At 66.2% G+C, this 22,323-nt stretch carries 28 protein-coding genes; all 28 read left to right on the top strand.

Annotation, left to right across the window (positions count from 1 at the left end):
* On the top strand, nucleotides 1-1,418 hold a 1,418-nt coding region (locus ABD104_RS27585; RefSeq protein ID WP_343928596.1), incomplete at its 5' end, for a DNA cytosine methyltransferase.
* Between the two features lie 243 nt (nucleotides 1,419-1,661).
* A complete protein-coding gene (locus ABD104_RS27590) occupies nucleotides 1,662-2,219 on the top strand; it encodes a hypothetical protein (protein ID WP_343928597.1) in 558 nt (185 codons plus the stop codon).
* A gap of 332 nt (nucleotides 2,220-2,551) precedes the next feature.
* Complete coding sequence (locus tag ABD104_RS27595) at nucleotides 2,552-2,776, top strand: hypothetical protein (protein ID WP_343928598.1); 225 nt, start codon at nucleotides 2,552-2,554, stop codon at nucleotides 2,774-2,776.
* A 21-nt stretch (nucleotides 2,777-2,797) separates the two neighbouring features.
* Nucleotides 2,798-3,190 carry a hypothetical protein gene (locus tag ABD104_RS27600; protein ID WP_343928599.1) on the top strand — a complete coding sequence of 131 codons (393 nt, stop codon included), beginning with the start codon at nucleotides 2,798-2,800 and terminating at the stop codon, nucleotides 3,188-3,190.
* Between the two features lie 210 nt (nucleotides 3,191-3,400).
* Nucleotides 3,401-4,138: a DUF5983 family protein gene (locus ABD104_RS27605; protein ID WP_343928600.1), complete on the top strand. Its 738-nt coding sequence runs from the start codon at nucleotides 3,401-3,403 to the stop codon at nucleotides 4,136-4,138.
* A gap of 95 nt (nucleotides 4,139-4,233) precedes the next feature.
* On the top strand, nucleotides 4,234-4,512 hold the full coding sequence (locus ABD104_RS27610; protein ID WP_343928601.1) for a uridylate kinase: 279 nt from the start codon (nucleotides 4,234-4,236) through the stop codon (nucleotides 4,510-4,512).
* Nucleotides 4,513-4,796: 284 nt separating this feature from the next.
* Entirely contained in the window at nucleotides 4,797-5,600 is an 804-nt protein-coding gene (locus tag ABD104_RS27615) for a GTPase (protein ID WP_343928602.1), read from the top strand.
* A gap of 80 nt (nucleotides 5,601-5,680) precedes the next feature.
* Complete coding sequence (locus ABD104_RS27620; protein WP_343928603.1) at nucleotides 5,681-6,034, top strand: DUF3085 domain-containing protein; 354 nt, start codon at nucleotides 5,681-5,683, stop codon at nucleotides 6,032-6,034.
* Nucleotides 6,035-6,181: 147 nt separating this feature from the next.
* Nucleotides 6,182-7,024, top strand: coding sequence for a phosphoadenosine phosphosulfate reductase domain-containing protein (locus ABD104_RS27625; protein ID WP_343928604.1), 843 nt, complete (start codon nucleotides 6,182-6,184; stop codon nucleotides 7,022-7,024).
* 5 nt (nucleotides 7,025-7,029) lie between these two features.
* A complete protein-coding gene (locus ABD104_RS27630) occupies nucleotides 7,030-7,539 on the top strand; it encodes an XF1762 family protein (RefSeq protein WP_343928605.1) in 510 nt (169 codons plus the stop codon).
* A 263-nt stretch (nucleotides 7,540-7,802) separates the two neighbouring features.
* Entirely contained in the window at nucleotides 7,803-8,720 is a 918-nt protein-coding gene (locus tag ABD104_RS27635; protein ID WP_343928606.1) for a DUF3577 domain-containing protein, read from the top strand.
* A gap of 57 nt (nucleotides 8,721-8,777) precedes the next feature.
* A complete protein-coding gene (locus tag ABD104_RS27640) occupies nucleotides 8,778-9,458 on the top strand; it encodes a DUF3275 family protein (protein WP_343928607.1) in 681 nt (226 codons plus the stop codon).
* Between the two features lie 94 nt (nucleotides 9,459-9,552).
* Nucleotides 9,553-9,894 (top strand): hypothetical protein, encoded by a 342-nt coding sequence (locus ABD104_RS27645; protein ID WP_343928608.1) that lies wholly within the window; start codon nucleotides 9,553-9,555, stop codon nucleotides 9,892-9,894.
* A 103-nt stretch (nucleotides 9,895-9,997) separates the two neighbouring features.
* On the top strand, nucleotides 9,998-10,405 hold the full coding sequence (locus ABD104_RS27650; RefSeq protein ID WP_343928609.1) for a hypothetical protein: 408 nt from the start codon (nucleotides 9,998-10,000) through the stop codon (nucleotides 10,403-10,405).
* A 16-nt stretch (nucleotides 10,406-10,421) separates the two neighbouring features.
* Nucleotides 10,422-10,682 (top strand): hypothetical protein, encoded by a 261-nt coding sequence (locus ABD104_RS27655; RefSeq protein WP_343928610.1) that lies wholly within the window; start codon nucleotides 10,422-10,424, stop codon nucleotides 10,680-10,682.
* A gap of 76 nt (nucleotides 10,683-10,758) precedes the next feature.
* A complete protein-coding gene (locus ABD104_RS27660; RefSeq protein ID WP_234265463.1) occupies nucleotides 10,759-11,409 on the top strand; it encodes a hypothetical protein in 651 nt (216 codons plus the stop codon).
* A gap of 40 nt (nucleotides 11,410-11,449) precedes the next feature.
* Nucleotides 11,450-12,583: a DUF6094 domain-containing protein gene (locus ABD104_RS27665; protein WP_343928634.1), complete on the top strand. Its 1,134-nt coding sequence runs from the start codon at nucleotides 11,450-11,452 to the stop codon at nucleotides 12,581-12,583.
* Nucleotides 12,584-12,686: 103 nt separating this feature from the next.
* Nucleotides 12,687-14,966 carry a helicase-related protein gene (locus ABD104_RS27670; RefSeq protein ID WP_343928611.1) on the top strand — a complete coding sequence of 760 codons (2,280 nt, stop codon included), beginning with the start codon at nucleotides 12,687-12,689 and terminating at the stop codon, nucleotides 14,964-14,966.
* 228 nt (nucleotides 14,967-15,194) lie between these two features.
* A complete protein-coding gene (gene pilL2, locus ABD104_RS27675) occupies nucleotides 15,195-15,794 on the top strand; it encodes a PFGI-1 class ICE element type IV pilus protein PilL2 (RefSeq protein WP_343928612.1) in 600 nt (199 codons plus the stop codon).
* The gene (locus ABD104_RS27680; RefSeq protein ID WP_343928613.1) at nucleotides 15,791-16,432 is read left to right on the top strand and encodes a hypothetical protein; all 642 of its coding nucleotides are present in this window, start codon (nucleotides 15,791-15,793) and stop codon (nucleotides 16,430-16,432) included. The genes pilL2 and ABD104_RS27680 overlap by 4 nt, the downstream gene beginning before the upstream one ends.
* A gap of 14 nt (nucleotides 16,433-16,446) precedes the next feature.
* Nucleotides 16,447-17,172, top strand: coding sequence for a TIGR03759 family integrating conjugative element protein (locus tag ABD104_RS27685; protein WP_343928614.1), 726 nt, complete (start codon nucleotides 16,447-16,449; stop codon nucleotides 17,170-17,172).
* The gene (locus ABD104_RS27690; RefSeq protein ID WP_343928615.1) at nucleotides 17,154-17,744 is read left to right on the top strand and encodes a transglycosylase SLT domain-containing protein; all 591 of its coding nucleotides are present in this window, start codon (nucleotides 17,154-17,156) and stop codon (nucleotides 17,742-17,744) included. Before ABD104_RS27685 ends, ABD104_RS27690 begins: the two co-directional genes overlap by 19 nt.
* Nucleotides 17,741-18,280 carry an integrating conjugative element protein gene (locus ABD104_RS27695; RefSeq protein ID WP_343928616.1) on the top strand — a complete coding sequence of 180 codons (540 nt, stop codon included), beginning with the start codon at nucleotides 17,741-17,743 and terminating at the stop codon, nucleotides 18,278-18,280. Before ABD104_RS27690 ends, ABD104_RS27695 begins: the two co-directional genes overlap by 4 nt.
* 4 nt (nucleotides 18,281-18,284) lie before the next feature.
* Nucleotides 18,285-20,477 carry a type IV conjugative transfer system coupling protein TraD gene (gene traD / locus ABD104_RS27700; RefSeq protein ID WP_343928617.1) on the top strand — a complete coding sequence of 731 codons (2,193 nt, stop codon included), beginning with the start codon at nucleotides 18,285-18,287 and terminating at the stop codon, nucleotides 20,475-20,477.
* Entirely contained in the window at nucleotides 20,474-21,235 is a 762-nt protein-coding gene (locus tag ABD104_RS27705; protein WP_343928618.1) for a TIGR03747 family integrating conjugative element membrane protein, read from the top strand. The genes traD and ABD104_RS27705 overlap by 4 nt, the downstream gene beginning before the upstream one ends.
* 98 nt (nucleotides 21,236-21,333) lie before the next feature.
* Nucleotides 21,334-21,717 (top strand): integrative conjugative element protein, RAQPRD family, encoded by a 384-nt coding sequence (locus ABD104_RS27710; RefSeq protein ID WP_343928619.1) that lies wholly within the window; start codon nucleotides 21,334-21,336, stop codon nucleotides 21,715-21,717.
* On the top strand, nucleotides 21,714-21,947 hold the full coding sequence (locus tag ABD104_RS27715) for a TIGR03758 family integrating conjugative element protein (RefSeq protein ID WP_003821106.1): 234 nt from the start codon (nucleotides 21,714-21,716) through the stop codon (nucleotides 21,945-21,947). Before ABD104_RS27710 ends, ABD104_RS27715 begins: the two co-directional genes overlap by 4 nt.
* 16 nt (nucleotides 21,948-21,963) lie before the next feature.
* Nucleotides 21,964-22,323 (top strand): TIGR03745 family integrating conjugative element membrane protein, encoded by a 360-nt coding sequence (locus tag ABD104_RS27720; protein WP_023095489.1) that lies wholly within the window; start codon nucleotides 21,964-21,966, stop codon nucleotides 22,321-22,323.

Here is a 22,323-nt window from a genome sequence, read left to right on the forward strand (position 1 = left end):
GCGACATGACCGCGATCGCCCGCCAGGTGCGCGCCGGCACCGTGCCGGCGCCCGACATCCTGGTCGGCGGCACGCCGTGCCAGTCGTTCAGCGTTGCAGGTAGCCGTCGCGGATTGGATGACCCGCGCGGTGCCTTGACCCTTGCCTATGTGGAGCTTGCCAATGCCATCGACCAAACCCGCCACCAAGACCGCCGCCCGGCGGCCACGCTCGTCTGGGAAAACGTCCCCGGCGTCCTCAACGATCGCAGCAACGCCTTCGGGCATTTCCTGGGGGCACTGGCCGGAGAAGGCCGTGCGCTCCAGCCGCCAGGGGATCGGTGGGCGCACGCTGGTTGTGTGTCTGGACCCCGCCGCCGCATCGCCTGGCGCGTGCTCGACGCTCAATATTTCGGTGTCGCCCAACGCCGCAAGCGTGTGTTTCTTGTGGCAAGTGGTGGAGATGACCTCGATCCCGCAGAAGTACTTTTTGAGCGCGACGGCCTGCGCGGGGATTCTTCGCCGGGCTGCTCGCCGTGGCAAGACGCTTCCCGCACTGCTGGACATGGCGCTGCAGCAGCAGGCGGCTACGCCGGACTGAAGCAGCCCTATGGCAAGGTCACCATGACGTTCGGGTTCGGCGGTGGCAATACCGCAGGTCCCATCGACGTGGCCGCCTGCCTGACCGCCGCGCCCGGTCCGAAGAATGACTTTGAGGTCGAAACCTTCCTCGCGCAGTCCGTTGCAGGCAACATCACCCACACGCTCAGCACCGCCAATGGCGGCAAGGGCAGCAGCGAAGACGGCACCGGCAAGGGTGTTCCGATCATCGCCTTCACCGCCCAGGGCAGCGGCGCGGATGCGATGGAGAACCAAGCACCGACGCTGCGCGCTGGCGGGCACCGCAACAGTCACGCGAATGCGGGTGTGGTGCCCGCCGTCGCTTTCGCACAAAACTCCCGTGGCGAACTGCGGCTCGAATCCGGTCACGGCCAGCTTGCCGGAACGCTTTCCACGGGCGGCGGCAAGCCGGGCCAGGGCCGGCCCATGGTGCTGAGCGCGGCGCTGCGTGGCCGCGCCGAAGGACTGGCCTTGGAACTGGGCGGCAACGTAGCGACCGCACTGCGCACCAGCGGCGGCGGCGCGGACAAGCCCCATGTGCTGGCCCCCGACTTCGAGGCGCATTTCCGCTACGACTGGAACGAACCTGGTCCCGGCGACTGGTCGCACTGGCGCGTGCGGCGGCTGATGCCAGTTGAGTGCGAGCGGCTGCAAGGAATGCCCGACGACTACACGCTGATCCCGTACCGCGGCAAGTCCGCCGCGGATGCTCCGCGCTACAAGGCGATCGGCAACTCCATGGCCGTCCCGTGCATGGCATGGCTGGGGCAGCGGCTCGTGCAGTGCCTGCACAAGACGGGCTCGACCACTTCGGATTGATCGGCGACGCAGCCTGCGGGCCGCGCCATTCTCCCTCCTGCATTGCCGATGTATCGGCAGCAGCCCGCAGCCAGGGTGTCAAGGCTGCCGTGGGTTCCGCCCACGCCACCCGCCAGTTCGCCTCGGCATCTCACCGGCGAACGCTGCCCACCGGGGCATTGATGCCTCATTTCTCCAACCCACGGGATGGCCGCCACGTCCCGTCAGGGGCATGTCGCCACCCGGTCGATTTCAGGACTTCCCATGGACAACATCACCAAGCAAGACCGCATCACGCTGAAGAACCTCAAGGTGGCAGATTTCGCCAGCGAGGAAACGATGTGCTTCAGCGCCACCGTCGTGTTCGACAGCACTCCCATCGCCGAGGCCCGCAACGACGGCCACGGCGGCTCGACGTTCCTCCACGCGCTCAACGGCAAGGCGGCGCTGCTGGCGCAGGCCGAAGCCTTCGCCAAGGGCCTGCCGCCTGCGCCGCTCGACCTCGGCCAGGAGGGTGAAGACCCTCACTACATCGACATGACGCTCGACTTCCTGGTCGATGAACTGGCCGATGCCATGCACGCGGAACGCAAGGTGCGATCCGCGTTCAACCGCGACATCGGCAACAAGGTGCTGTTCATCAAGGACGGCAAACTGCTGTTCATCAAAGGCATCAAGCTCAAGGCCATCGCCGATCGCAAGGCGTACTTCGATTCGCTGCGCGCCCGGCAGGCCCAGCCCATTGTCATCCTCGCCGAGCTTGCGCCCGAGCAGGCATTCGACCTGTGGAAGCAGCATGTCCTGGGCGACAAGCCCGACTGACCAGCGCCGACGCACCGTCCTGACAGCCCCGCACTCGATGCGGGGTTTCTTTTGTCGGGTGCCCATCAATCGGGGCTGGGCCGGATGCCGTTTTCCAACTGACGCAGCGCGCCCCGCACACGAAGCTGCCCGCATGTTCGCTGATTCGTCAGCACATGCCAGCAGCCAGGGTTCCAGGCTGCCGCGGGTCTCTCCCGCGTTGCCCACCAGTCCGCATCGCATCAAGTCTGCGGACGCGCGTCCCCGTGACGTCGATGCTTTTTATCAACCGCGTGCGGGAGCTGCCATCCCGTGAGGGACGAGGCCCCGCTTTTTTTCCAAGGAGCCCGTCCATGTCCCAGCAAGCCTCTTTCGGCCAAACCTTCGGGCAATTGGCCTCGACCTACTGCGGCAAGTTTCTGCCGCTCGAAGTCCTGCAAAGCGCCGCCGGCCACTACATCGGCACGCGCGATACCGAAGGCCCCGTTTCGCGGGAGTCCCGCGAGTACTTCCGTAGCCATGCCGCGGCTCAACGTGCCCTCGAAAGAGGCGGCTGGTCCCAGCTCGCCATTCCCTGATCCAACTGGAGGAGTCACGTCATGAACCAGCTACTGCCGCGGGAAGTCGTCGATCAGATCATGCGGGAAGATCAGCATTTCGCTGCCGCGCCCCAAGCCTTTTTCGAGGCATGGAAGCGCGGCGTCGAGATCGCTGGCCCCGAGTGGTTCGGCGACGGCACCCGTGAAAGTCTGAACCAGGCCAAGAGCAAGTGGGATCTGCGTCCCAACATGCTGCGGCTCAACGACGCCCTCGGCGTCCTGAGCAGCGGGGAACGCATGTTCCTGTCCGCCATGGTCAGCTTCTACAACGCGCGCGAGGGCGGTGCCATGCTCAAGCGCTGCCGTTTCCACGGACTGTCGGACTTCGACGGTCTCGACCTGCAACGCCGCAAGGTCCTCGCCGATCTGCTCATGAACTACAACGGCTGGTGAGCCGGTCTCCGGCACACCACCGCGTCTTCGTTCACGCCCCATGAGGGACATGCGCCCACGAGGCCATGTCCCTCAATTTATTTCCCGCCGTCCAGCGCAGTGCTGCCAACGCCATGGTCAGCGTTGCCTGACGCTTTTTCCATTTTCAACCCACCGGGTCCGATTCCCGGTGACGGGAATTGGCTCCAATATTCAATCTGGAGAGTTCCCATGTCTCAGAAAACTAACCCCTTTCTTCGCGGCTACTGGAATCTGAAAATCGTCCGCACGTTGTCCATCAGCTACGACGATGGAAGCCCGCATGTCTGGCGAAACATCCACGCGAGCCAAGATCACCTCTCCGACGACGAACTGGTTTCGTCGTCCTGCATCGTCACCAACGATTTCGCCCTGGTCAGCAATGGCCCCCAACCCGTGAGTGCCGAGGTGCTGGCCGAATGCGATGCCGGTGAAGGCCTCAGCGGGGAAGGCGTGATTGGGGCCGTGGTCTATGCCATCCATGGCGAGGACTTCGACGGCCGCCCAGTCCACGTCGGTGATGCCTATTCGGCCGAGGCCGCGCGGGATGCCGTGCAGCGCCTGAGTTTCGAGACCGGCTATTACAGCCGGTGCTGGGAAATCAGCCGTGATCACATCACCGTCGATACCTGGCACTACCTCGCCAACCTGGCGGACCTCGCCACGCCGGAGGCCATGCTGTTCATCGCCTTCCGGGTGCCGTACAGCCCGGCGATCGGCGTCAAGCTGATTTCCACGCCCTGGACGGACCAGAACCTGGAGCACGCCGAGGGCATCACCGTCGAGCAGCTTCGGCAGGAGCACCGGAACAAGGGCATGCCGGACGACCTGGCGAACATCCTTGACCTGGCTGGCCAGGCCGATGTGCGCATCCTGATCCTCGACGCCGACGCACCTGCGCTGCTGGGCCTGCCGCTGGCTGAGTCCTAGCAGCCGCACGACGCGCCAGTCATCCTCTTTGTCCCCTCATGCCAGCCCGTCTCCCCCGAGGAGCCGGGCTGGTCCATTTTCATAGGAGCAACCTCATGTTCCCCGACCTCATTTCGCGCGCACCCGACTTCGAGCACCAGCTCGGAGCCTGCGTCAACGCCATGGGCCAGGACGACGCCATCGGCCAGATCCTGGTATTCGAGCGCACGCACGGCATGCTGCACATGCGCCATATCGCCAGCGACGACCTGGTGGACTCCGACATTGATGACTACGAAATGGTCGTCTTCGACGGTGGCAACACCAGCGGCGACACGTGGAAGCATGTCTTCTTCCCGCGTCAGCGCGAGCACTACTTCGTGTACGAAGCCTGACCCAACCAGCCCCTTTCGAGGGGCTTTTTCTTGCCCGCAGCGCAGGAAAACCGGGTGCGGCGCGGTGCCGTTTCATGCGGGCGGGTAGCCCGGCCCAGGGCCATCCTTGCCCCCATGTTCGTCGGCGTTGCCGACACATGCCCAGGCAGCCAAGACCTTCGAGGCTGCAAGCACGGGAAACCGCGCTGGTCGTTTCTTCCTACGGACGCACCGCGTCCATCCACCCACAAGGGACCTCTCCCTTGCGGGCGGGGAATCCCTTGTTCTTCCTCAAGGAGATTCCCATGGACCGTTCCCTCATCAAATCCATGATGCCTTCGCTTGTCGCAGGCCATGTGCCCCGCAACGTGCGGTCGTTCAAGTACCGCGTGTTCGATGATCAGCCGCAGTCCTCGACGCTGGGCTTCGCCATCGATCCCAAGCCCTTCGACGGCAAGGTGGTCGCGGCCAACGACGACGCCATCGTCGTCAAGCTCAAGCCCAGCGAGTTCGCGGTGCTCGATCCCCACCTGGTGACCACCGTTCCCAGCGAAGGCGCCAAGGTGCATGTCCAACCGTATGCCCGCCGCCGCTTCGACGGCCTGCGCGCGGACACCCCGGACGTGATCACCGAGAAGACCGCGGACGGTGTTCCCTACACCATCACCAGGCACATCCTCGGCTCCGCGCCTGCCAAGCTGCCCATCCCCGAGCCGCAGTGCATGGAACTGGGGCAGCTCATCCAGCAGTTGGAGGAAATGCCGGCTCCCGACGGGTTCCGGCGCATCACCCACATGCTGGTCGATGCGGGTGCCCGCGACTTCACCTGGGTCGATCCGAAGCTGTCCAAGATCATCGAGACACCCCCAGCGATCAGCTTCTCGGTTTCGACCGCGAAGTTCGAGGGCCAGGTGACGATCCTCTACGACCGCGGCGGCGACACCTACGTGGTCGAGCTGCGCCGCGACGGCGAGCTGATCGATCGGCACGACGAGGTGTATTTCGACATGCTCGGTGAAGTGCTGGAACGGCTTATCGACGACGGGCGCTGGCGCCTGATCGACGTGAGCGTGATCGACGCCAAGGCAACCAAGCGGCGCTACGGCTGAATCCACAGCCTACCGGCGACTTGCCCCCATAGGCCTTCCATCCATTCGGGTGGAGGGCCTTTTTCTCCAGGAGATCAACCATGTCACTGCGATTCAAAGGTTCCGACCTGCGCCCCGTGCTGGCCGAGGCCGTTGCCAACCAATGCCGCGTCGTCCTCGCCAAGGACCAGGGCGTGTACTTCCTCGCCGAGCAGGGAGAGCGCCGTCCCGATGGCCGCGTGAAGCTGCTGGCCTATGCCGTCGGCTGCAACCCGGATACCGACCCGTTTGACGACTGGTGGGAACTGGCGCGCGCCGAGCTGGGTGGCGACGACTTCGGCGAGTTCTTCGACCCGAAGGAAGGCGTCTTCGCACGCGTCCTGCACGGCACGGACGATCTGATGCTGTCCGCCACCACGACGCACCTGTCGCTGGAGGTGGTGCCATCGTTGTAGCGCAACGACTACCACCATCCCCTCACGGCCCCCTTCTTGGGGGCTTCCTTTTTTCCGCACCGCGGCATTCGCCGCGTGCGTGCTCGTCTCCGGCCGCCATGGCCCGCCGCGTCGGCCCGCCCGCCGACCTACCCCGGAGACGACCGCATGCACGACCCGTTCAAGATCACCCAACCGACCTGCATCAGCTTCTCGGGCGGGCGCACCAGCGCCTACATGCTCTGGCGCGTGCTGCAGGCCAATGGCGGCCTGCCTGCCGACACCGTGGTCTGCTTCGCCAACACCGGCAAGGAGGTGAAAGCGACCCTGCGCTTTGTGCGCGACTGCGGCGCGCACTGGCAGGTGCCGATCCACTGGCTGGAATACCTGCCCACGGAGCCAGGCTTCACGCTGGTGGACTTCGATCGGGCCAGCCGCCAGGGCGAGCCGTTCGAGGCGCTGATCCGCAAGCGCCAGTACCTGCCCAATCCCGTCGCGCGCGGCTGCACGACCAGCCTGAAGATCCGCCCGATGCACCGCTACCTGCGGCATCTGGGCTGGACCGATTGGGACCAGATGATCGGCATTCGTGCCGACGAGCAGCGCCGCGTCGCCAAGATTCGTGCGCGCGGCCATTCCACCGAATCGACCCACGAGACCATGTGCATGCCGCTTGCGGATGCCGGCGTCACCGTGCGAGACGTGGGCGCCTTCTGGCAGGCGCAAGCGTTCGACCTCGACCTGTTGACGGTGAACGGGCGCACGCTCGAAGGCAACTGCGACCTGTGTTTCCTGAAACCGAGCGGGCAGCGCCTGGCCCTCATCAAGGCGCGGCCGGAGGCCGCCGTGTGGTGGATTCGCATGGAATCGCTGAACCTGGCAAGCAAGCCCAGCGGTGCCCGGTTCCGCGCCGATGGCCCCAGCTACGCCGATCTAACGCGCTTCGCCGCCGACCAGGGCGATCTGTTCGACGCCGCCGAAGAGCCGATCGCCTGCTTCTGCGGTGATTGACGGCCATGGACGGGCCATCGACCTCGCCATCGCTGCGACTGCTGCCGGTGTCTCTGCGCTGCGCCAATGCCTTCGTGCAGGAGCACCACCGCCACCATCGTCCGGTTCAAGGAGCGAAGTTCGCCCTGGCAGTCGCGCTGTCCGCCACCGATGGCATCTGCGGCGTGGCCATCGTTGGCCGCCCGGTCGCCCGCCACCTGGATGACGGCTGGACGCTCGAAGTCACCCGCGTCTGCACCGATGGCGCACCGAACGCCTGCAGCAAGCTCTACGGCGCGGCCTGGAAGGCGGCCAAGGCCCTGGGCTACACGCGGCTGATCACCTACACCTTGCCCGATGAAGGTGGTGCCAGCCTGCGCGCCGCCGGCTGGCGGCTGGTCGGCACACGCGGCGGCGGCGCCTGGAGCCGCCCCAGCCGTCCCCGCGCTGACACCCCCGACCAACTGCGCGGCCCTAAGTGCCTGTGGCAAGCACTGGGCGGTGCGGACAAAGGGAAACACCCGGATGCCGATTGATTGCTGCCGCGCGCGCGAGGCCCGGACATGCTGCCCCCATGCCTGCTGACGTTGTCAGCGACATGCCAGGCAACCATCGGTCTTCGAGGTTGCCGCGCAGTTCCCACTGCGTGACCGAGCCAGCTCGCACCGCATCCATCCGCGAGCGGCCACCAGTTCTGGTGGCGGATGCTTTCGCCTTATCAACCCACCGCGGGGTTACGCACCTTTCCCCGCATGCGTGGGGCCGGTGTGTCTCCGCTTCATCCCAATGGAGATTCACCATGAGCACCACGTCCAACGAGAAATCGTATTTCGACCTCCACACCTCGGGCATCGGCTACATCCAGCGTGCCCGCGAGGTTCCCGTCCGGGGCGGCCGCCGCGCGCAGCCCTTCCTGGCATGCACCATCGCCGCGCTGGTCGGTTCCGCCAAGGACCCCAGCTACCGCTACTTCGACGTCAAGGTCTCGGGTGCCGAGGCCAAGAAACTGGTCGAGCGCTACATCGGCGTTGACGATCCCAAGCAGCGCCCGCTGGTGCGCTTCCGCCTCGGCGACCTCTGGGGCGATGCGTACATCCGCGACAAGGGTGAGCAAAAGGGCCAGGCCGCCGCGTCTCTGAAGGCGCGACTGCTGAAGGCCGAGCCGCTTGACCGGGCCGAACTGGCTTCGATCAAGCAGCACGAGCTGATCACCCGCGGCATCGGCTACCTCAGCCGTCCGAAGGACGTCTCCCCCAAGGATGGCGATCCGTTCCTGTCGTGCTGCGTCGCGGCACTGGCCGGGCCTGTCGGTGAACCGGAATATCGGTACTTCGACACCATCGTCGCCACCCCTGAAGCCGAGCACCTGGTTCGCCGGTGCGTGCAGGCCATCGAAGGGGACCGCAAGGTGCTGATCGCCTTCCGTCTGAACGACATGAAGATCGATCCGTACATCCGCACCAAGGGCGAGCGCGCCGGGGAACCGGGAGCGAGCCTGGAATCGACGCTGGTTCACATCGGTCTCATCAAGATCGACGGCACCCAGGTCTATCCGACGAGCCAGGCGCAAGCCGAGGCGCCGCAAGCCGAGGACGCACCCGCGCCCGAAGCCGAGGTTGCCGCCGACACCGCTGCCGACCAGCCTGTCGAGCCCGCCGAGCGCGAGCCCGCAAGTGAAGTCGAGGAGCAGGAGCCGGCATTGGCTGCTTCGTTCTGATCCGGCATGGCCCCTCACGGGGCCTTGCCTTTTTCCTATTCCCCAAGGAGAACCATCATGGCAGTCACATCGGCGCCCGAGCAATCGGGATCGCCCATCACCGTTCCAGGCCAACTCACGCTGCGCACGATCCGCGGAAGAAACGGCCCTTTCAACGTCGGCCGCCTTGTCACCCCCATCGGCAAGTTCGCGGTTAAGGATGCGGAGCTGGAGCAGTACCCCGAGGGCAAGTACGACGGGGAGTTCGTCATCCGCTACATCTTCCCGAAGTCCTATCCCGTCGGCGACGGCATGCGGTTCGAGATCCGTGCCAACCTGGACGGGATGACGCTCAACGGCATCGATAAGCTGAGCCGTGACGAGGCACGCAGCTTCACCACCCAGGAAGTCGATCCGCTCGATGAAGAACTGGGCGCGCAGCCTGCGGCAACGCCGGCCAAGCCTGCCAAAGCATCCAGGCCCGCCAAGCCTGCACCCGTGCAGGCATCGGCAGACCCACTGGTCGATACCACGCCTTTTGGTGTGGATGCGCCGCCGCCCGCTGCGGCTGCTGCCCCCGGCAGCACCGAAGATGGCGACGCCGCACTGTTCGGGCTGCTCTGGCCGCTGGGTGAGTCCGTGAAACTGGATTCGACCATCGACCGCCGCACCCTGCGCGCGCAGATCGCACGCCTGGGTGAACTGGGCTACGCGCTGGACTTCAAGACGCAGGAGTGGAGTCAACTGCAACCTGCGTGATCGCAGACGCCGCATCCGCGGTGTTCTTCATCCACCCGCCGGGGTTCCTTCCCCATGCGGGGGAGGCTCCGGCTTTCTTCTGGAGGTCTCCATCATGTCCACCATCGCTATCGATACCCCCCGTTCCACGTTGGATGAACCCGCGTGGCGCGCTGTCTGCAAGACGGCCGCTGAGCAAGCCCAGCGTGGTTGCGGCCTGTCCTGGGACCACTGGGTCACGCTTTTCAGTTCGGAGATCGACACGCAAGCCAGTCGATTGCCGCAGGATCAGCGCACTCAAGCGTTGGAAATCGCAGCCCGAGAATGGGACTACACAACGCCTGCCGAACGGCAGGAAACCCAGGACTGGAATGCGGAGCATGGCTATTGCTCGCACGGGATCGAGTTCGGCTACTGCCCGGCCGGTTGTGATCGCGACGATGACGACTGGGACTGAGGCCAAAGCATAGGTCCCTTCGCCGCACTTGCGGCTTTTCATCACCCGCTGGGGGCTCCTCCCCGCGGGGAGGCCTCCGGCTCTACTTTTCAGGAGGCCTCTCATGGGCTGGTACTTCTCTCCTCAGTCGCGGTCTGAACTGATCGCGGAACTGATCACACCGCAAGAGACCGAGCGCGCCAGCGTCAAGGTCATCGCCCACGCGCTGCGCGGCAACGTCCTTTGGTCCGTCGCGGAAGTGACGGCCAAGGTCGAAGACGTGCATCGTCATCTGGCGCCGGGCCAATCCCTGCGCTACATCCGTTGCTATCTGCTCGAACGCAGCGGCAACCAGTGGGGCCACAAGCCACTGGATGAGTCCATGCACCCGTACTACTACTCGTGCCCGCTGTCCTATCTGGACCTCGCACCGGAGCAGTCCGCCGACTGGCGTGCAGGCGTTCGCGCCTACCACGCACGGCGGCGCACACCCACTGCACCTGCGGCATCCACCGCAGCGCTGATGGTCTGAGCCAGGAGGAAGCGACATGGACCCGATCCTGGCTGCGCTCCCGCCCGCGCTGCTGAAGCTCGTTGAAGGGAGTTTGTCCAACGACGAAGTGTCCTCCGACGAGGAAATACTGGAGTACTTCATCAGCAACGGCCTCACTGAGGAGCAGGCGCGGCAGGCACTGACCTACCGCGACCAGTACCTCAACAACCTCTACCTGGATGGCTTCACGCCGATCACCGCGGTAGATGAGGCGCTTCACTTCAACCCGCACACCCGGCAGTTCGAGCCGGACTGAGCGATTTTCTTCCACCCCCAGGGGCAGTACTTGCCCCAGCGGGCGGTGCTGTTCCCGTTCATCCGAGGACACCACCATGCCCGCAGACACTTCTTCCACCACGCTGTATCGCATAGACGAATGCCCCGACGTGATGGCCGACGCTTGCGTCGGCGATGACCAAGGCAACCTCGTCTTCCTCTCGATCTGGGCGCGGGACACCGCCGTCCAGCAGTTCCTAGCTCGCCTGACCCTCGGGCGCGACGAGCAGGGGTTGGACCAGTTTCACGTCATCACCGACCAGGGCGGCAGCGTCCCGGTGTTCGTCGGCAACGTCGATCGTCTGGAAAAGCGCATGACACGCGCCTACCGACGAACGCTGTTCGGATCGCTCTCCAACGTGTGGCTGTTCGACCGCCGCTGCGTGAAGCCCGACAAGGCCAACGCCAGCGCGCTCGCACTGCTGCCACGCGGCAGCGCCCACCGGCTTGACCGCCTGTGGACGCTGGTGCGGGACACCTGCCCGTTGCCGCTGCTCGATCACTGGCGCGAGACCGTGCTGGAACTGCTGCAAACCCGCGAAATGCTGGCCCGCCTTCCGTTCGCCCTCGGGCGACTGGAAGGTCATCGGCTCGCCATCGACGTGCCGGCGCTGACCCTGGCGCTGGGCTCCCTGATCCGCAGTGACGTACTCACCGCCTATCCCTATCCGGCCAAGATTTGGACGCCGGAAGCGGTAGCGGCTTGACCTACCCGCGGAAGCACGCCTTGGCGTGCTTCCGCCTTTCATCCCCGCCAACCAGGAGACTTCCATGGCCCTCATGTTCCCGCGGCTCGCCCGCAACTTCGTTAAAAACGGGTACTTCCCCACGGATGAACCCACGCTCGAAAGAGCCCTCAACGCACTCATGCCCAGCGACGGGCCGATGTGCATCCTTGATCCCTGCGCAGGTGAAGGCGTGGCGATCGCCGAAGCTGCTCATGCCCTCGGGCGCGAGCAGGCCAAGGCGTTCGCGGTCGAGTTCGACGCGGAGCGGGCACGCCATGCCCGCGGCCTGGTCGATCACTGCCTGCACGCGGACCTGATGGACGCGATGATCTCCAAGCAGTCGTTCGGGCTGCTCTGGCTCAACCCACCGTATGGCGACCTGTCCAAGGACGTCAACGGCAACATCGGTTATCAGGGACAGGGCCGTGCCCGCCTCGAAAAGCTGTTCTACCAGCGCAGTCTGTCGTTGTTGCAGTACGGCGGCGTGCTGGTCTTCATCGTCCCCGGCTACGTGCTGGATGCGGAGCTGGTCGGCTGGCTGACGCGCCACTACACGGACCTGCGGATCTACCGAGCGGTGGAAACGCAGTTCAAGCAGGTGGTGATCTTCGGCCGCAGGGTACGTCAGCGCGAGCTGGCACCCGATGGTCTCAAGGCTGTGCGCAATTTGCTGCTGCAGGTCGGGCTCAGCGAAGTCGAAGCCGAGGAACTGCCGAGCGAATGGCCGTTCCTGCCGTACATCGTCCCCGCCAGTCCGGCCGAACCGGAGCATTTCTTCCGCGTGACGATGGAGCCGGAGCAGTTCGCCGATGAAGTCGGCCGGCTGCAAGGCCTCTGGCCGTCGCAGGACACGCACCTGGGGGCCGCGCAGCAATCGTTGCGTCCGCCGGCGCGCGCCTTGTCCCACTGGCATCTGGCCCTGGCTCTGGCCGCGGGCGCGATCTCGGGGGTTGTGCGCTCCAAGGCCGGGCGCGTGCTCGTCGTCAAAGGTGACACCCACAAGGACAAGACGCTCCAGCGGGAATTCACCGAACGCGAAGACGGCTCCATCGCCGAGACCCGCATCCTCACCGACAAGTTCGTGCCTGTCATCCGCGCGTGGGACATGACACCAGGCTCAGCCACGCTGGGCGAGGTGTTGACCATTCGCTGATCACTTCTTCACTGCTGACGGTTCGCCGTCTCTTTTCCCACCACGGGGCATGTCATCGCCCCGCTGGGGGTGGTGCATGCCCCATTTTCTTTGGAGCATCACCATGTCCACCGATCTTGAAACCACTGCCGCTGAAGCCGCGCCCGCACAGGGCGAACTGCTTGATGCGGAATCTTCCGCTCTGACCCTGAGCCTTCAGGATTTCGTCGGCGAGTTCGGCGACGAACTGCTCGACGCCCTCAACAGCGCCAACCCGCCGGTCTACAACGGCCAGCCGCAGGCGCACCGGCAACTCATCGTCGCCAGCCTCAAGCGCAAGCTCTTCCAGGCCCAGGCCGAAGTCGTCCACGCCGCCGCGGAGCTGCTGATCGATCGTGGCGAACGCGCCGCGATCGTCAATGGCGAAATGGGCTGCGGCAAGACGACCGTCGGCATCGCCACGGCCGCCGTGCTCAACGCCGAAGGCTACCGCCGCACCCTGGTTCTTTCCCCGCCGCACCTTGTTTACAAGTGGCGGCGCGAGATCCAGGAAACAGTGGCGGGCGCCAAGGTGTGGGTGCTCAACGGGCCGGATACGCTCGTCAAGCTCATCAAGCTGCGCGAGCAGTTGAATGTCCAGCCCACGGGCCAGGAGTTCTTCGTCCTGGGCCGCGTGCGGATGCGGATGGGGTTCCATTGGAAGCCCGTCTTCACCCAGCGGCGTACCCGTCACGGCAACGTGGCGGCGTGCCCGGACTGCGGCACGGTCATCACCGACCTCGACGGCGAGCCGGTCAACCCGGTCGCGCTCGAAGCCGAGGAATACCGCAGGAAGTGCAGCCATTGCGCTGCGCCCCTGTGGACACTGATCCGCCCGCGCGGCCTATCCGGCAGCGACCAGTCCTCGGCTGTGCTGAAAGCCCTCAAGCGCATCCCGACCATCGGGGAAGTCACCGCGCAGAAGCTGATGCAGAAGTTCGGCGACGGGTTCCTGGCGTCGATGCTGGGCGACAACATCCATGAGTTCATCAACCTCATGGACGGCAACGGCGAGCTGGTGTTTTCCGACCGTCAGGCCACGCGCATGGAGCGTGCGATGGCCAACATGGAGTTCGGCTTTGGCGAGGGCGGCTATCAGCCGTCCGAGTTCATCAAGCGCTACCTGCCGCAAGGCACGTTCGACCTGTGCATCGCAGACGAGGCGCATGAGTACAAGAACGGTGGCAGTGCCCAGGGCCAGGCTATGGGCGTGCTGGCGGCGAAGGCTCGCAAGACCTTGCTGCTGACAGGCACGCTGATGGGCGGCTACGGGGACGACCTGTTCTACCTGCTGTTCCGAGCCCTGCCTGGGCGGATGATCGAAGACGGCTACCGCCCGACCACGAGCGGCAGCATGACCTCGGCGGCCATGGCGTTCATGAGGGACCACGGGGTCCTCAAGGACATTTACTCCGAAAGCGCCGGCACGGCGCACAAGACGGCCAGAGGCACCAAGGTATCGGTGCGCACGGTCAAGGCTCCCGGCTTCGGCCCGAAAGGGGTCTTGCGGTGCATCCTGCCGTTCACGATCTTCCTCAAGCTCAAGGACATCGGTGGCAACGTCCTGCCGCCGTATGACGAGGAGTTTCGTGAAGTCCAAATGGACGTGGCGCAAGCTGCGGCCTACCGCGACTTGGCGGGTCGGCTGACCGCGGAGCTGAAACAGGCTCTGGCGCGACGCGATACGACGCTGCTGGGTGTGGTCCTCAACGTGCTGCTGGCCTGGCCGGACTGCTGCTTCCGGTCGGAGACCGTGGTGCATCCGCGCACGCGCAACACCTTGGCGTTCGTCCCGGCTCAGTTCAACGAGTTCGAGGTGACGCCGAAAGAGCGCGAGCTGATCGACATCTGCAAAGAGGAGAAGGCGCAGGGCCGCAAGGTTCTGGCCTACACGGTCTATACCGGCACGCGCGACACCACGTCGCGCTTGAAGGTGCTGCTGGAGCAGGAAGGTTTTCGGGTGGCGGTGCTGCGCGCAAGCGTGGACGCCAGCCGCCGCGAGGACTGGATCGCCGAGCAACTGGATCGTGGCATCGACGTGCTCATCACCAACCCCGAGCTGGTCAAGACGGGATTGGACCTGTTGGACTTCCCGACGATCGTTTTCATGCAGTCGGGCTACAACGTGTACTCGCTCCAGCAGGCGGCACGCCGCTCCTGGCGCATCGGACAGAAACAGCCGGTGCGCGTGATCTACCTCGGCTACGCAGGTTCCTCGCAGATGACCTGCCTGGAGCTGATGGCCAAGAAGATCATGGTCTCGCAGTCCACCTCCGGCGACGTACCCGAATCCGGGTTGGATGTGCTCAATCAGGACGGTGATTCCGTCGAGGTCGCACTGGCCCGGCAACTGGTCGCTGCCTGATCCTCATGCCATCGCCGGCTTAGTGCCGCCGGCTCTTTGTTGTTCCCATTTGCAGCCACGCCCACGGTCTCCGTGGACGTGGCTGCTCTTTCACTGGCCCCCTCGGGGGCCTTTTTTCTTTGAGCGAGGCGCTGCCGGCAAATCGGGCGGAGCGTGGTTCGCATTGTTTGCTGCCGCACCCGGCCTGAGCGGCGATGGTGAGGGCTCGAAGTTTCAGGACGACGCGCCATGTGCCCCTCTCCACCTTGGTTTCACCATCCCGAACGCCGCCTGCTGGCGGGTTTTCTCGGCCTGCTGTGGTCGGTGTTGGCCGGCGGCTGCGCAACGACGACCGCGCCGGTCGCGCCCGACATCATCGAGGAAGTCTCGGCCGCGCCCGAAACCGAGGTGCCCGAGTACATCCCTGTGGTGCGCTACGGCCGCTACACCCTCGTGGAACTGGCACCGACAGCAGCGCAGCGCGACCTGCTGTTGCAGACCATCGACGTGTCCATGCCGGGGGATGCTCGCGCCACGGTCGGCGACGGGCTGCGGCATGTGCTCAAGCGCAGCGGCTACGACCTGTGCCAGGCGGCGCACGCCGTGGTCGCGCTGTACGCGCTGCCACTGCCGGCAGCGCACCTGCATCTCGGCCCCATGACCTTGCGCGATGCGCTGCTCACCCTGGCTGGCCCGGCCTGGGAACTGCACGCGGATGACCGCGCACGGCAAATCTGCTTCGAGCGGCCCGGCGACAGCATGACCACCGACAACGTAGCCGCGCCGCCCGCCACCGAGACGGTGCAGACGTTCCCGCTCGCGCCCGCAGCATCGGGAGGCCAGCCATGAACGCTCCGCAGCCCGCCCAGCGTTCAACCGCCACCGTGGTGGTACAGAGCCTGATGTGGCTCTGGCTGCTTGGCCTGAGTGCTCTCGTGGCCCTGGGCTACCAGGCCATGAACGACCAGACCGACCAAGAACGACTCGATACCCGGTTGCAACGCCTCGAAGCGCAGGCGACGGGCCTGGCCGAGACCATCGAGGCCATCCAGCAGCGTCCGGCCGTCGCCACGGCGGCGGACCTCAAAGACACCCGCCAAATCCTGGAAGCGCGCGCGGCCCAGGTCGAGCAGTCCCTAAGCGCCTATGCCGCCGCTGACGATCTTCAGGCACTGCGCGCCGAAGTCGAGCAGGTCAAGGCGCGCCAGACCGCCGCACGCGCCGCAGCACCCGTCCAGCCACGCGCAGCGAACAAGGCCGCCGCCAAGCCTGAACCGCCACCGCTGCCATTCCGCATCGTCGGTGTCGAACTGCGCGCCGGCGAGCGCAGCGTGTCCATCGCGCCGAGCAGTGGGGACTTCACGCCCGACCAGCTTCAGGTGCTGCTGCCGGGTGATGCGGTCGGCCAATGGCGCTTGCAGGCCGTCGAGGGCAGCACCGCGGTGTTCCAGGCCGGCGACCAGACCCGCCGCGTGGCGATCCCCTGAACGGAGCACACCACATGAAGCCGTCGATCATCCTTTCCGCGCTCCTGCTGGCGTCCACCCAGTTTCCCGCGTGGGCGCAGCAGCCGGCCACGGCTCCCGCTCGCACTGCGCAGAGCCAGGAACGCCCGCTGGCCGCTCGCGTTCTGGACGACCGGGTGGCAAGCGACTGGGGCCTGCAACCGCAGGAGTGGGCGCGCTACCGCGAACTGATGGACGGGCCACTGGGCATCTACTCGCCCAACCTGGACCCGCTGTCGGCCCTGGGCATCGAGGCGCGCACCGACGAGGAACGACGCCGCTACGCAGAACTGCAGGTGCAGGTCGAGGCGCGCCGCGTCGAGAAGCTGCTTGCCTATCAGCGTGCCTACGACGAGGCCTGGCAGCGCTTGAACCCCGGCATGCAACGGGTGAACCTGCCGGACGACAAGCCGGTCGCCGGCGCCACGCGCGGCTCCGGCCGCACGGCGGTGTTCGTCAAGGACGGCTGCGAAGCCTGCGGGCAGCTCGTGCAGCGCCTGCAATCGTCGGGCACCGCGTTCGACCTGTACATGGTCGGCAGCCGCCAGGACGACGCGCGCATCCGCGAATGGGCCAAGCGCGCGAACGTCGATCCGGCGCGCGTGCGCCGCGGCAGCATCACGCTCAACCACGACGGCGGCCGCTGGCTGTCGCTGGGCCTGCCTGGCGACTTGCCTGCGGTCGTGCGCGAGGTGAACGGCCAATGGCAGCGCCAGCCATAGCCGCACTCCTGCGCGCACTGGCGCTCGCCGCTGGCCTGTGCGCCTGCGTCGCCCAGGCCCGGGAGGTTCCGCCACCGGCGTACCAGCTCGCCGCGCAGCGCGCAGGCATCCCCTCGACGGTGCTCTACGCCGTGGCCTTGCAGGAGAGCGGCATCCGCCGCAATGGGCGCATCGTCCCGTGGCCGTGGTCGCTCAACGTCGCCGGCCAGTCGCGCCGCTATGCGACCCGCGCCGACGCCTGCGCCGGCTTGCAGCGGGCGATGCGCTCCACGCCGCACACGCGCATCGACGCGGGCCTGGGCCAGATCAACCTCGGCTACCACCAGCAGCGCTACGCCAGCGCGTGCGACTTGCTCGACCCGTACCGGAATCTGGCCATCGCCGCCGAGATCCTGCGCGAGCAGCACACCCCGGGCGAAGACTGGTTGCTGGCGATCGGCCGCTACCACCGTCCTGCCGGGGGCGAGCCTGCCGCCCGCTACCGGCGCAGCGTATCCCGCCACCTTGCCCGCGTGCAGGGCGCGCGCCCAACCGCCGCGGTCCTCGCCGCGCGCCAGGAGACATCCCCATGACGACATCCCATCTGGCCTTGCGGGGCCTGCTCGTACTGCTGGCAGGTCTGCCGCTGGCCTCGCTCGCCGGCGAGCCGCTGATCGTGGTCGAAGACCGCGGCGGCGCGTCGGCGCTGCCGTACTACGAAGCCCTGAACCTCCAGCCGCGCACCAACGCGCCGGCCCGGCCGCCGATCCCGACACCCCAGGTTCCCGCCACGCCGGCGGACGAGGCCGCGATGCTGCCCGTGCGCAGCGCCAAGCTCACGCCCGGCACCGTCGCGCGGCGGGTCATCGAGGCACCGGGCCTGCGGCCTTTCGTGGTCGTCGGCGACGACGAGGCATCCCGGGCTTGGCTGCGCCGCCAGGCGGCAGCGCTGCGCGAGCGCGGCGCGATCGGCCTGGTGGTCAACGTCGAGACCATGCAGGGCCTGGCGAGGCTGCGGGCCCTGGTGCCGGGTGTGCCGCTCGCGCCTGTGTCCGGCGACGACCTGGCCGAGCGTCTGGGCCTGCGGCACTACCCGGCGCTGATCACGGCCACCGGCATCGAGCAATGAAGCCATGTCGGGGAAACAGCCGGTCGAGGTATTGCTACGCCCAGCGGTGGAGCTATACACCGTTGCCGCATGCGCGGGCGCCGCGTTTCTGTCCCTGGTGGCCCCATGGTCGCTCGCGCTGAGCCCGTCCATGGGCGTCGGCAGCGCGCTGGCGTTCGGCGCCTACGGTGCCATCCGCTACCGCGATTCCCGCGTCATCCTGCGCTACCGGCGCAACATTCGCAGGTTGCCGCGCTACGTGATGACCAGCAAGGACGTGCCGGTCAGCCAGCAGCGGCTGTTCGTGGGTCGCGGCTTCCTGTGGGAGCAGAAGCACACCCATAGGCTGATGCAGACGTACCGGCCGGAGTTTCGCCGCTACGTCGAGCCGACACCTGCATACCGGCTGGCGCGGCGCCTGGAGGAACGGCTGGAGTTCGCTCCGTTCCCGCTGTCCAGCCTGGCCCGGCTCACGAGCTGGGATGTGCCGCTCAACCCAGTGCGGCCGCTTCCGCCTGTGGGCGGCCTGCCGCGCCTGCACGGTATCGAACCCGAGGAGGTGGACGTCAGCCTGCCACTCGGCGAGCGCGTCGGCCACTCGCTGGTGCTGGGCACCACGCGCGTCGGCAAGACCCGGCTGGCCGAACTGTTCGTGACCCAGGACATCCGGCGCGTGAACGCTGCGGGCGAGCACGAGGTGGTGATCGTCATCGACCCCAAGGGCGACGCCGATCTCCTGAAGCGGATGTACGTCGAGGCCAAGCGCGCGGGCCGCGAAGGCGAGTTCTACGTCTTTCATTTGGGCTGGCCGGACATTTCCGCGCGCTACAACGCCGTGGGGCGATTCGGGCGCATCAGCGAGGTGGCCACCCGCGTCGCGGGGCAGCTTTCCGGCGAAGGCAACAGCGCGGCGTTCCGCGAGTTCGCCTGGCGCTTCGTCAACATCATCGCCCGCGCCTTGGTGGAGCTGGGACAGCGCCCGGACTACATGCTGATCCAGCGGCACGTCATCAACATCGACGCGCTGTTCATCGAGTACGCCCAGCATTACTTCGCCAAGACGGAGCCCAAGGCTTGGGAGGTGATCGTCCAGATCGAGGCCAAGCTCAACGAGAAGAACATCCCGCGCAACATGATCGGGCGGGAAAAACGTGTGGTGGCGCTGGAGCAGTACCTCTCCCAAGCCCGCAACTACGACCCAGTGCTGGACGGCCTGCGCTCTGCTGTCCGATACGACAAGACGTACTTCGACAAGATCGTCGCCAGCCTCTTGCCGCTGCTGGAGAAGCTTACCAGCGGCAAGATCGCGCAGCTCCTGGCCCCGAACTACTCCGACCTGGCCGACCCGCGCCCGATCTTCGACTGGATGCAGATCATCCGTAAGAGGGCCATCGTCTATGTGGGCCTGGATGCGCTCTCCGACGCCGAGGTCGCCGCAGCGGTCGGCAACTCGATGTTCAGCGATCTCGTGTCGGTCGCCGGGCACATCTACAAGCACGGGATCGACGACGGCCTGCCGGGCGCTTCAGCCGGTGCGCGCGTGCCGATCAATGTCCACGCCGACGAGTTCAACGAGTTGATGGGCGACGAGTTCATCCCGCTGATCAACAAGGGTGGCGGTGCCGGCCTGCAAGTCACCGCCTACACACAGACGCTCTCGGACATCGAGGCACGCATCGGCAACCGCGCGAAGGCGGGCCAGGTGATCGGGAATTTCAACAACCTGTTCATGCTGCGCGTGCGCGAGACCGCGACCGCTGAATTGCTGACCCGGCAACTGCCGAAGGTCGAGGTCTATACGACCACCATCGTCAGCGGCGCGACCGACAGTTCCGACATCCGCGGCGCGACGGATTTCACCAGCAACACGCAGGACCGCATCAGCATGTCCAGCGTACCGATGATTGAGCCGTCGCATGTCGTCGGCCTGCCCAAGGGCCAGTGCTTCGCATTGCTGCAGGGCGGTCAGCTTTGGAAAGTGCGCATGCCGTTGCCGGCGCCAGACCCGGACGAGGTGATGCCGGCAGACCTGCAGCAACTGGCCGGGTATATGCGCCAGAGCTACAGCGAAGCGACGCAGTGGTGGGAGTTCACCAGTTCCCCGGCCTTGCAGGACGCGGGCCTGCCCGACGACCTGCTGGATGACGCCGCTCCGGCAGAACCCTCCGCGGTGGCCACCCCCATCGGCGATGGCATCGGCAATGAGGCCTCGCCATGAAGGACGCCGCTTCGACCGCACAACGGGAGCAGAACCAGCGCCAAGGCCTGATCGTCGGCACCATCACCTTGCCGTTCCGGTTGCTGGGGGTGCTGATCGGCTCGCTGCTGTTCTCGATCGTGGTGGAGTGCGTCGGCATGCACCTGTTCTGGAAGGATCAGGGTTGGCGTCACTCGCAGCAGATGTTGCAGTACGAGCTGGGGCACTTGTCCAGCCACTTCACGCGCAGCGTGGTCGTGCAGGAGCCGGGGCGCACGGCGCATGAGCTGGTGGACACCGGCTACGAATGGGTGTTCGTGCGTTCCGGGCTGTTGGAGCGCATGAGCCAGACCGCCGAGCGCGCCCGTGCGCCCAGCCACGGAAAGGACCAGGACGGGGGCCGCAACTTCCGCTACTACATCAGCCAGGTCTATGTCTGGACTGAAAGCTACCTGATCGCCGCTGCCTTCACCACGCTCACGTTCCTGGTGCGCCTGCTGGTGCTGGTGCTCACGTTGCCGCTGATCTTCACCGCGGCGTTCGTCGGCCTGATCGACGGTCTTGTGCGGCGGGACGTGCGCCGGTTCGGCGCAGGCCGGGAATCCGGCTTCATCTACCACCGCGCGAAGGCGAGCCTGATGCCGCTGGCCGTGCTGCCATGGGTCACGTACCTGGCCCTGCCGATCTCGGTGCATCCACTGCTGATCCTGCTGCCCAGCGCCGCCTTGCTGGGACTGGCCGTGAGCCTGACCGCAGGCAGCTTCAAGAAGTACCTCTAGGCCATCAATCCGGGCATGCGCGAGTTCCTATTGTTTGCGGCCTAAAAGCCCCTCGCTGCCCACGATCAAGCCATTGCTGATCACACAGGAATGGCGCGATGTTGGCTCCGATCTGGCAGCGCGCCGCGCATCGCGGCGTGCCCATTTTTCTCGTGACGGCCCTCCTGCTGGGTCAGTTTCCGATGGCGTTGGCCGAGTCCCCCGCACAGCGCCAGGAGCTGGTCGCCGCACTGCGCCAACTCGATGCGCTGGAGCGCACCGTCGCCGACAGCGCCGCGCATGCCCCCATCCAGCCGGGCGAGCGCTACCACTTCGATTACCCGCGGCTGCTGGCTGATCTGGCGCGCGTGCGCGCCGGCATCCAGGCCCATCTCACACCGTCGCGCGCCCAGCCGCGCGACCCCTCCGAACTGGCCGGCGACTACCGCACCGAGCGGGCCGCCTCGCCATCGCCGACGACGACTGCGGAGGGCAAGCGATGAACGGCGCCCAGGTCTCGGCATTTCAAGCCAACAGCGGCATCGCGCCTTCGGCGATGGCGACCGTCCTGGTCGGCGCCGTGTTCGCGGTGCTCCTCGTCTGGGGCGTCTGGGCCATCCGAACGGCCTACGTGGGGTGGTCCGAGAGCCGCCTCAACCAGCGCCAGTTCCTCGGCGTCTGCATCCGCTTCGTCGCGATGTACCTCGTCCTGAGCTTCTTCCTCCTCTCCTGACCTGAAAGGCATGACCATGCAAAACCGCATCCTCCATTCCCGTCTTGCCCAGCGCGCCGCCGTGGCACTGGGCGCCGCCGCGCTGCCCGCGCTGTCGTTCGCGCAGGGCTTGCCGCAGTTGGAAAACCCGACCCGCGGCACCGGCAACGGCATCATGGAAACGATCAGGAACTATGGCTACGACATCATCATGCTCGTGGCTCTCCTGGTCGTGGCGTCGATGTTTATCGGCGTCTGCTACCACGCCTACGGGACCTACGCGGAAATCCACACCGGCCGCAAGACCTGGGGCCAGTTCGGCCTCACCGTCGCGATCGGCGCCGTGCTGCTCGTGATCGGCATCTGGCTGCTCACTGAAGCCACCGGCATCCTGTAA

This window comes from Pigmentiphaga daeguensis (genome assembly GCF_039523035.1).
Lineage (GTDB): Bacteria > Pseudomonadota > Gammaproteobacteria > Burkholderiales > Burkholderiaceae_B > Pigmentiphaga > Pigmentiphaga daeguensis.

Bases quoted from the DNA above. Each gene is read 5' to 3' on its own strand.
- ABD104_RS27590 (WP_343928597.1), top strand. From the start codon at position 1,662: ATGGACAACATCACCAAGCAAGACCGCATCACGCTGAAGAACCTCAAG.
- ABD104_RS27595 (WP_343928598.1), top strand. From the start codon at position 2,552: ATGTCCCAGCAAGCCTCTTTCGGCCAAACCTTCGGGCAATTGGCCTCG.
- ABD104_RS27600 (WP_343928599.1), top strand. From the start codon at position 2,798: ATGAACCAGCTACTGCCGCGGGAAGTCGTCGATCAGATCATGCGGGAA.
- ABD104_RS27605 (WP_343928600.1), top strand. From the start codon at position 3,401: ATGTCTCAGAAAACTAACCCCTTTCTTCGCGGCTACTGGAATCTGAAA.
- ABD104_RS27610 (WP_343928601.1), top strand. From the start codon at position 4,234: ATGTTCCCCGACCTCATTTCGCGCGCACCCGACTTCGAGCACCAGCTC.
- ABD104_RS27615 (WP_343928602.1), top strand. From the start codon at position 4,797: ATGGACCGTTCCCTCATCAAATCCATGATGCCTTCGCTTGTCGCAGGC.
- ABD104_RS27620 (WP_343928603.1), top strand. From the start codon at position 5,681: ATGTCACTGCGATTCAAAGGTTCCGACCTGCGCCCCGTGCTGGCCGAG.
- ABD104_RS27625 (WP_343928604.1), top strand. From the start codon at position 6,182: ATGCACGACCCGTTCAAGATCACCCAACCGACCTGCATCAGCTTCTCG.
- ABD104_RS27630 (WP_343928605.1), top strand. From the start codon at position 7,030: ATGGACGGGCCATCGACCTCGCCATCGCTGCGACTGCTGCCGGTGTCT.
- ABD104_RS27635 (WP_343928606.1), top strand. From the start codon at position 7,803: ATGAGCACCACGTCCAACGAGAAATCGTATTTCGACCTCCACACCTCG.
- ABD104_RS27640 (WP_343928607.1), top strand. From the start codon at position 8,778: ATGGCAGTCACATCGGCGCCCGAGCAATCGGGATCGCCCATCACCGTT.
- ABD104_RS27645 (WP_343928608.1), top strand. From the start codon at position 9,553: ATGTCCACCATCGCTATCGATACCCCCCGTTCCACGTTGGATGAACCC.
- ABD104_RS27650 (WP_343928609.1), top strand. From the start codon at position 9,998: ATGGGCTGGTACTTCTCTCCTCAGTCGCGGTCTGAACTGATCGCGGAA.
- ABD104_RS27655 (WP_343928610.1), top strand. From the start codon at position 10,422: ATGGACCCGATCCTGGCTGCGCTCCCGCCCGCGCTGCTGAAGCTCGTT.
- ABD104_RS27660 (WP_234265463.1), top strand. From the start codon at position 10,759: ATGCCCGCAGACACTTCTTCCACCACGCTGTATCGCATAGACGAATGC.
- ABD104_RS27670 (WP_343928611.1), top strand. From the start codon at position 12,687: ATGTCCACCGATCTTGAAACCACTGCCGCTGAAGCCGCGCCCGCACAG.
- pilL2 (WP_343928612.1), top strand. From the start codon at position 15,195: ATGTGCCCCTCTCCACCTTGGTTTCACCATCCCGAACGCCGCCTGCTG.
- ABD104_RS27680 (WP_343928613.1), top strand. From the start codon at position 15,791: ATGAACGCTCCGCAGCCCGCCCAGCGTTCAACCGCCACCGTGGTGGTA.
- ABD104_RS27685 (WP_343928614.1), top strand. From the start codon at position 16,447: ATGAAGCCGTCGATCATCCTTTCCGCGCTCCTGCTGGCGTCCACCCAG.
- ABD104_RS27690 (WP_343928615.1), top strand. From the start codon at position 17,154: ATGGCAGCGCCAGCCATAGCCGCACTCCTGCGCGCACTGGCGCTCGCC.
- ABD104_RS27695 (WP_343928616.1), top strand. From the start codon at position 17,741: ATGACGACATCCCATCTGGCCTTGCGGGGCCTGCTCGTACTGCTGGCA.
- traD (WP_343928617.1), top strand. From the start codon at position 18,285: ATGTCGGGGAAACAGCCGGTCGAGGTATTGCTACGCCCAGCGGTGGAG.
- ABD104_RS27705 (WP_343928618.1), top strand. From the start codon at position 20,474: ATGAAGGACGCCGCTTCGACCGCACAACGGGAGCAGAACCAGCGCCAA.
- ABD104_RS27710 (WP_343928619.1), top strand. From the start codon at position 21,334: ATGTTGGCTCCGATCTGGCAGCGCGCCGCGCATCGCGGCGTGCCCATT.
- ABD104_RS27715 (WP_003821106.1), top strand. From the start codon at position 21,714: ATGAACGGCGCCCAGGTCTCGGCATTTCAAGCCAACAGCGGCATCGCG.
- ABD104_RS27720 (WP_023095489.1), top strand. From the start codon at position 21,964: ATGCAAAACCGCATCCTCCATTCCCGTCTTGCCCAGCGCGCCGCCGTG.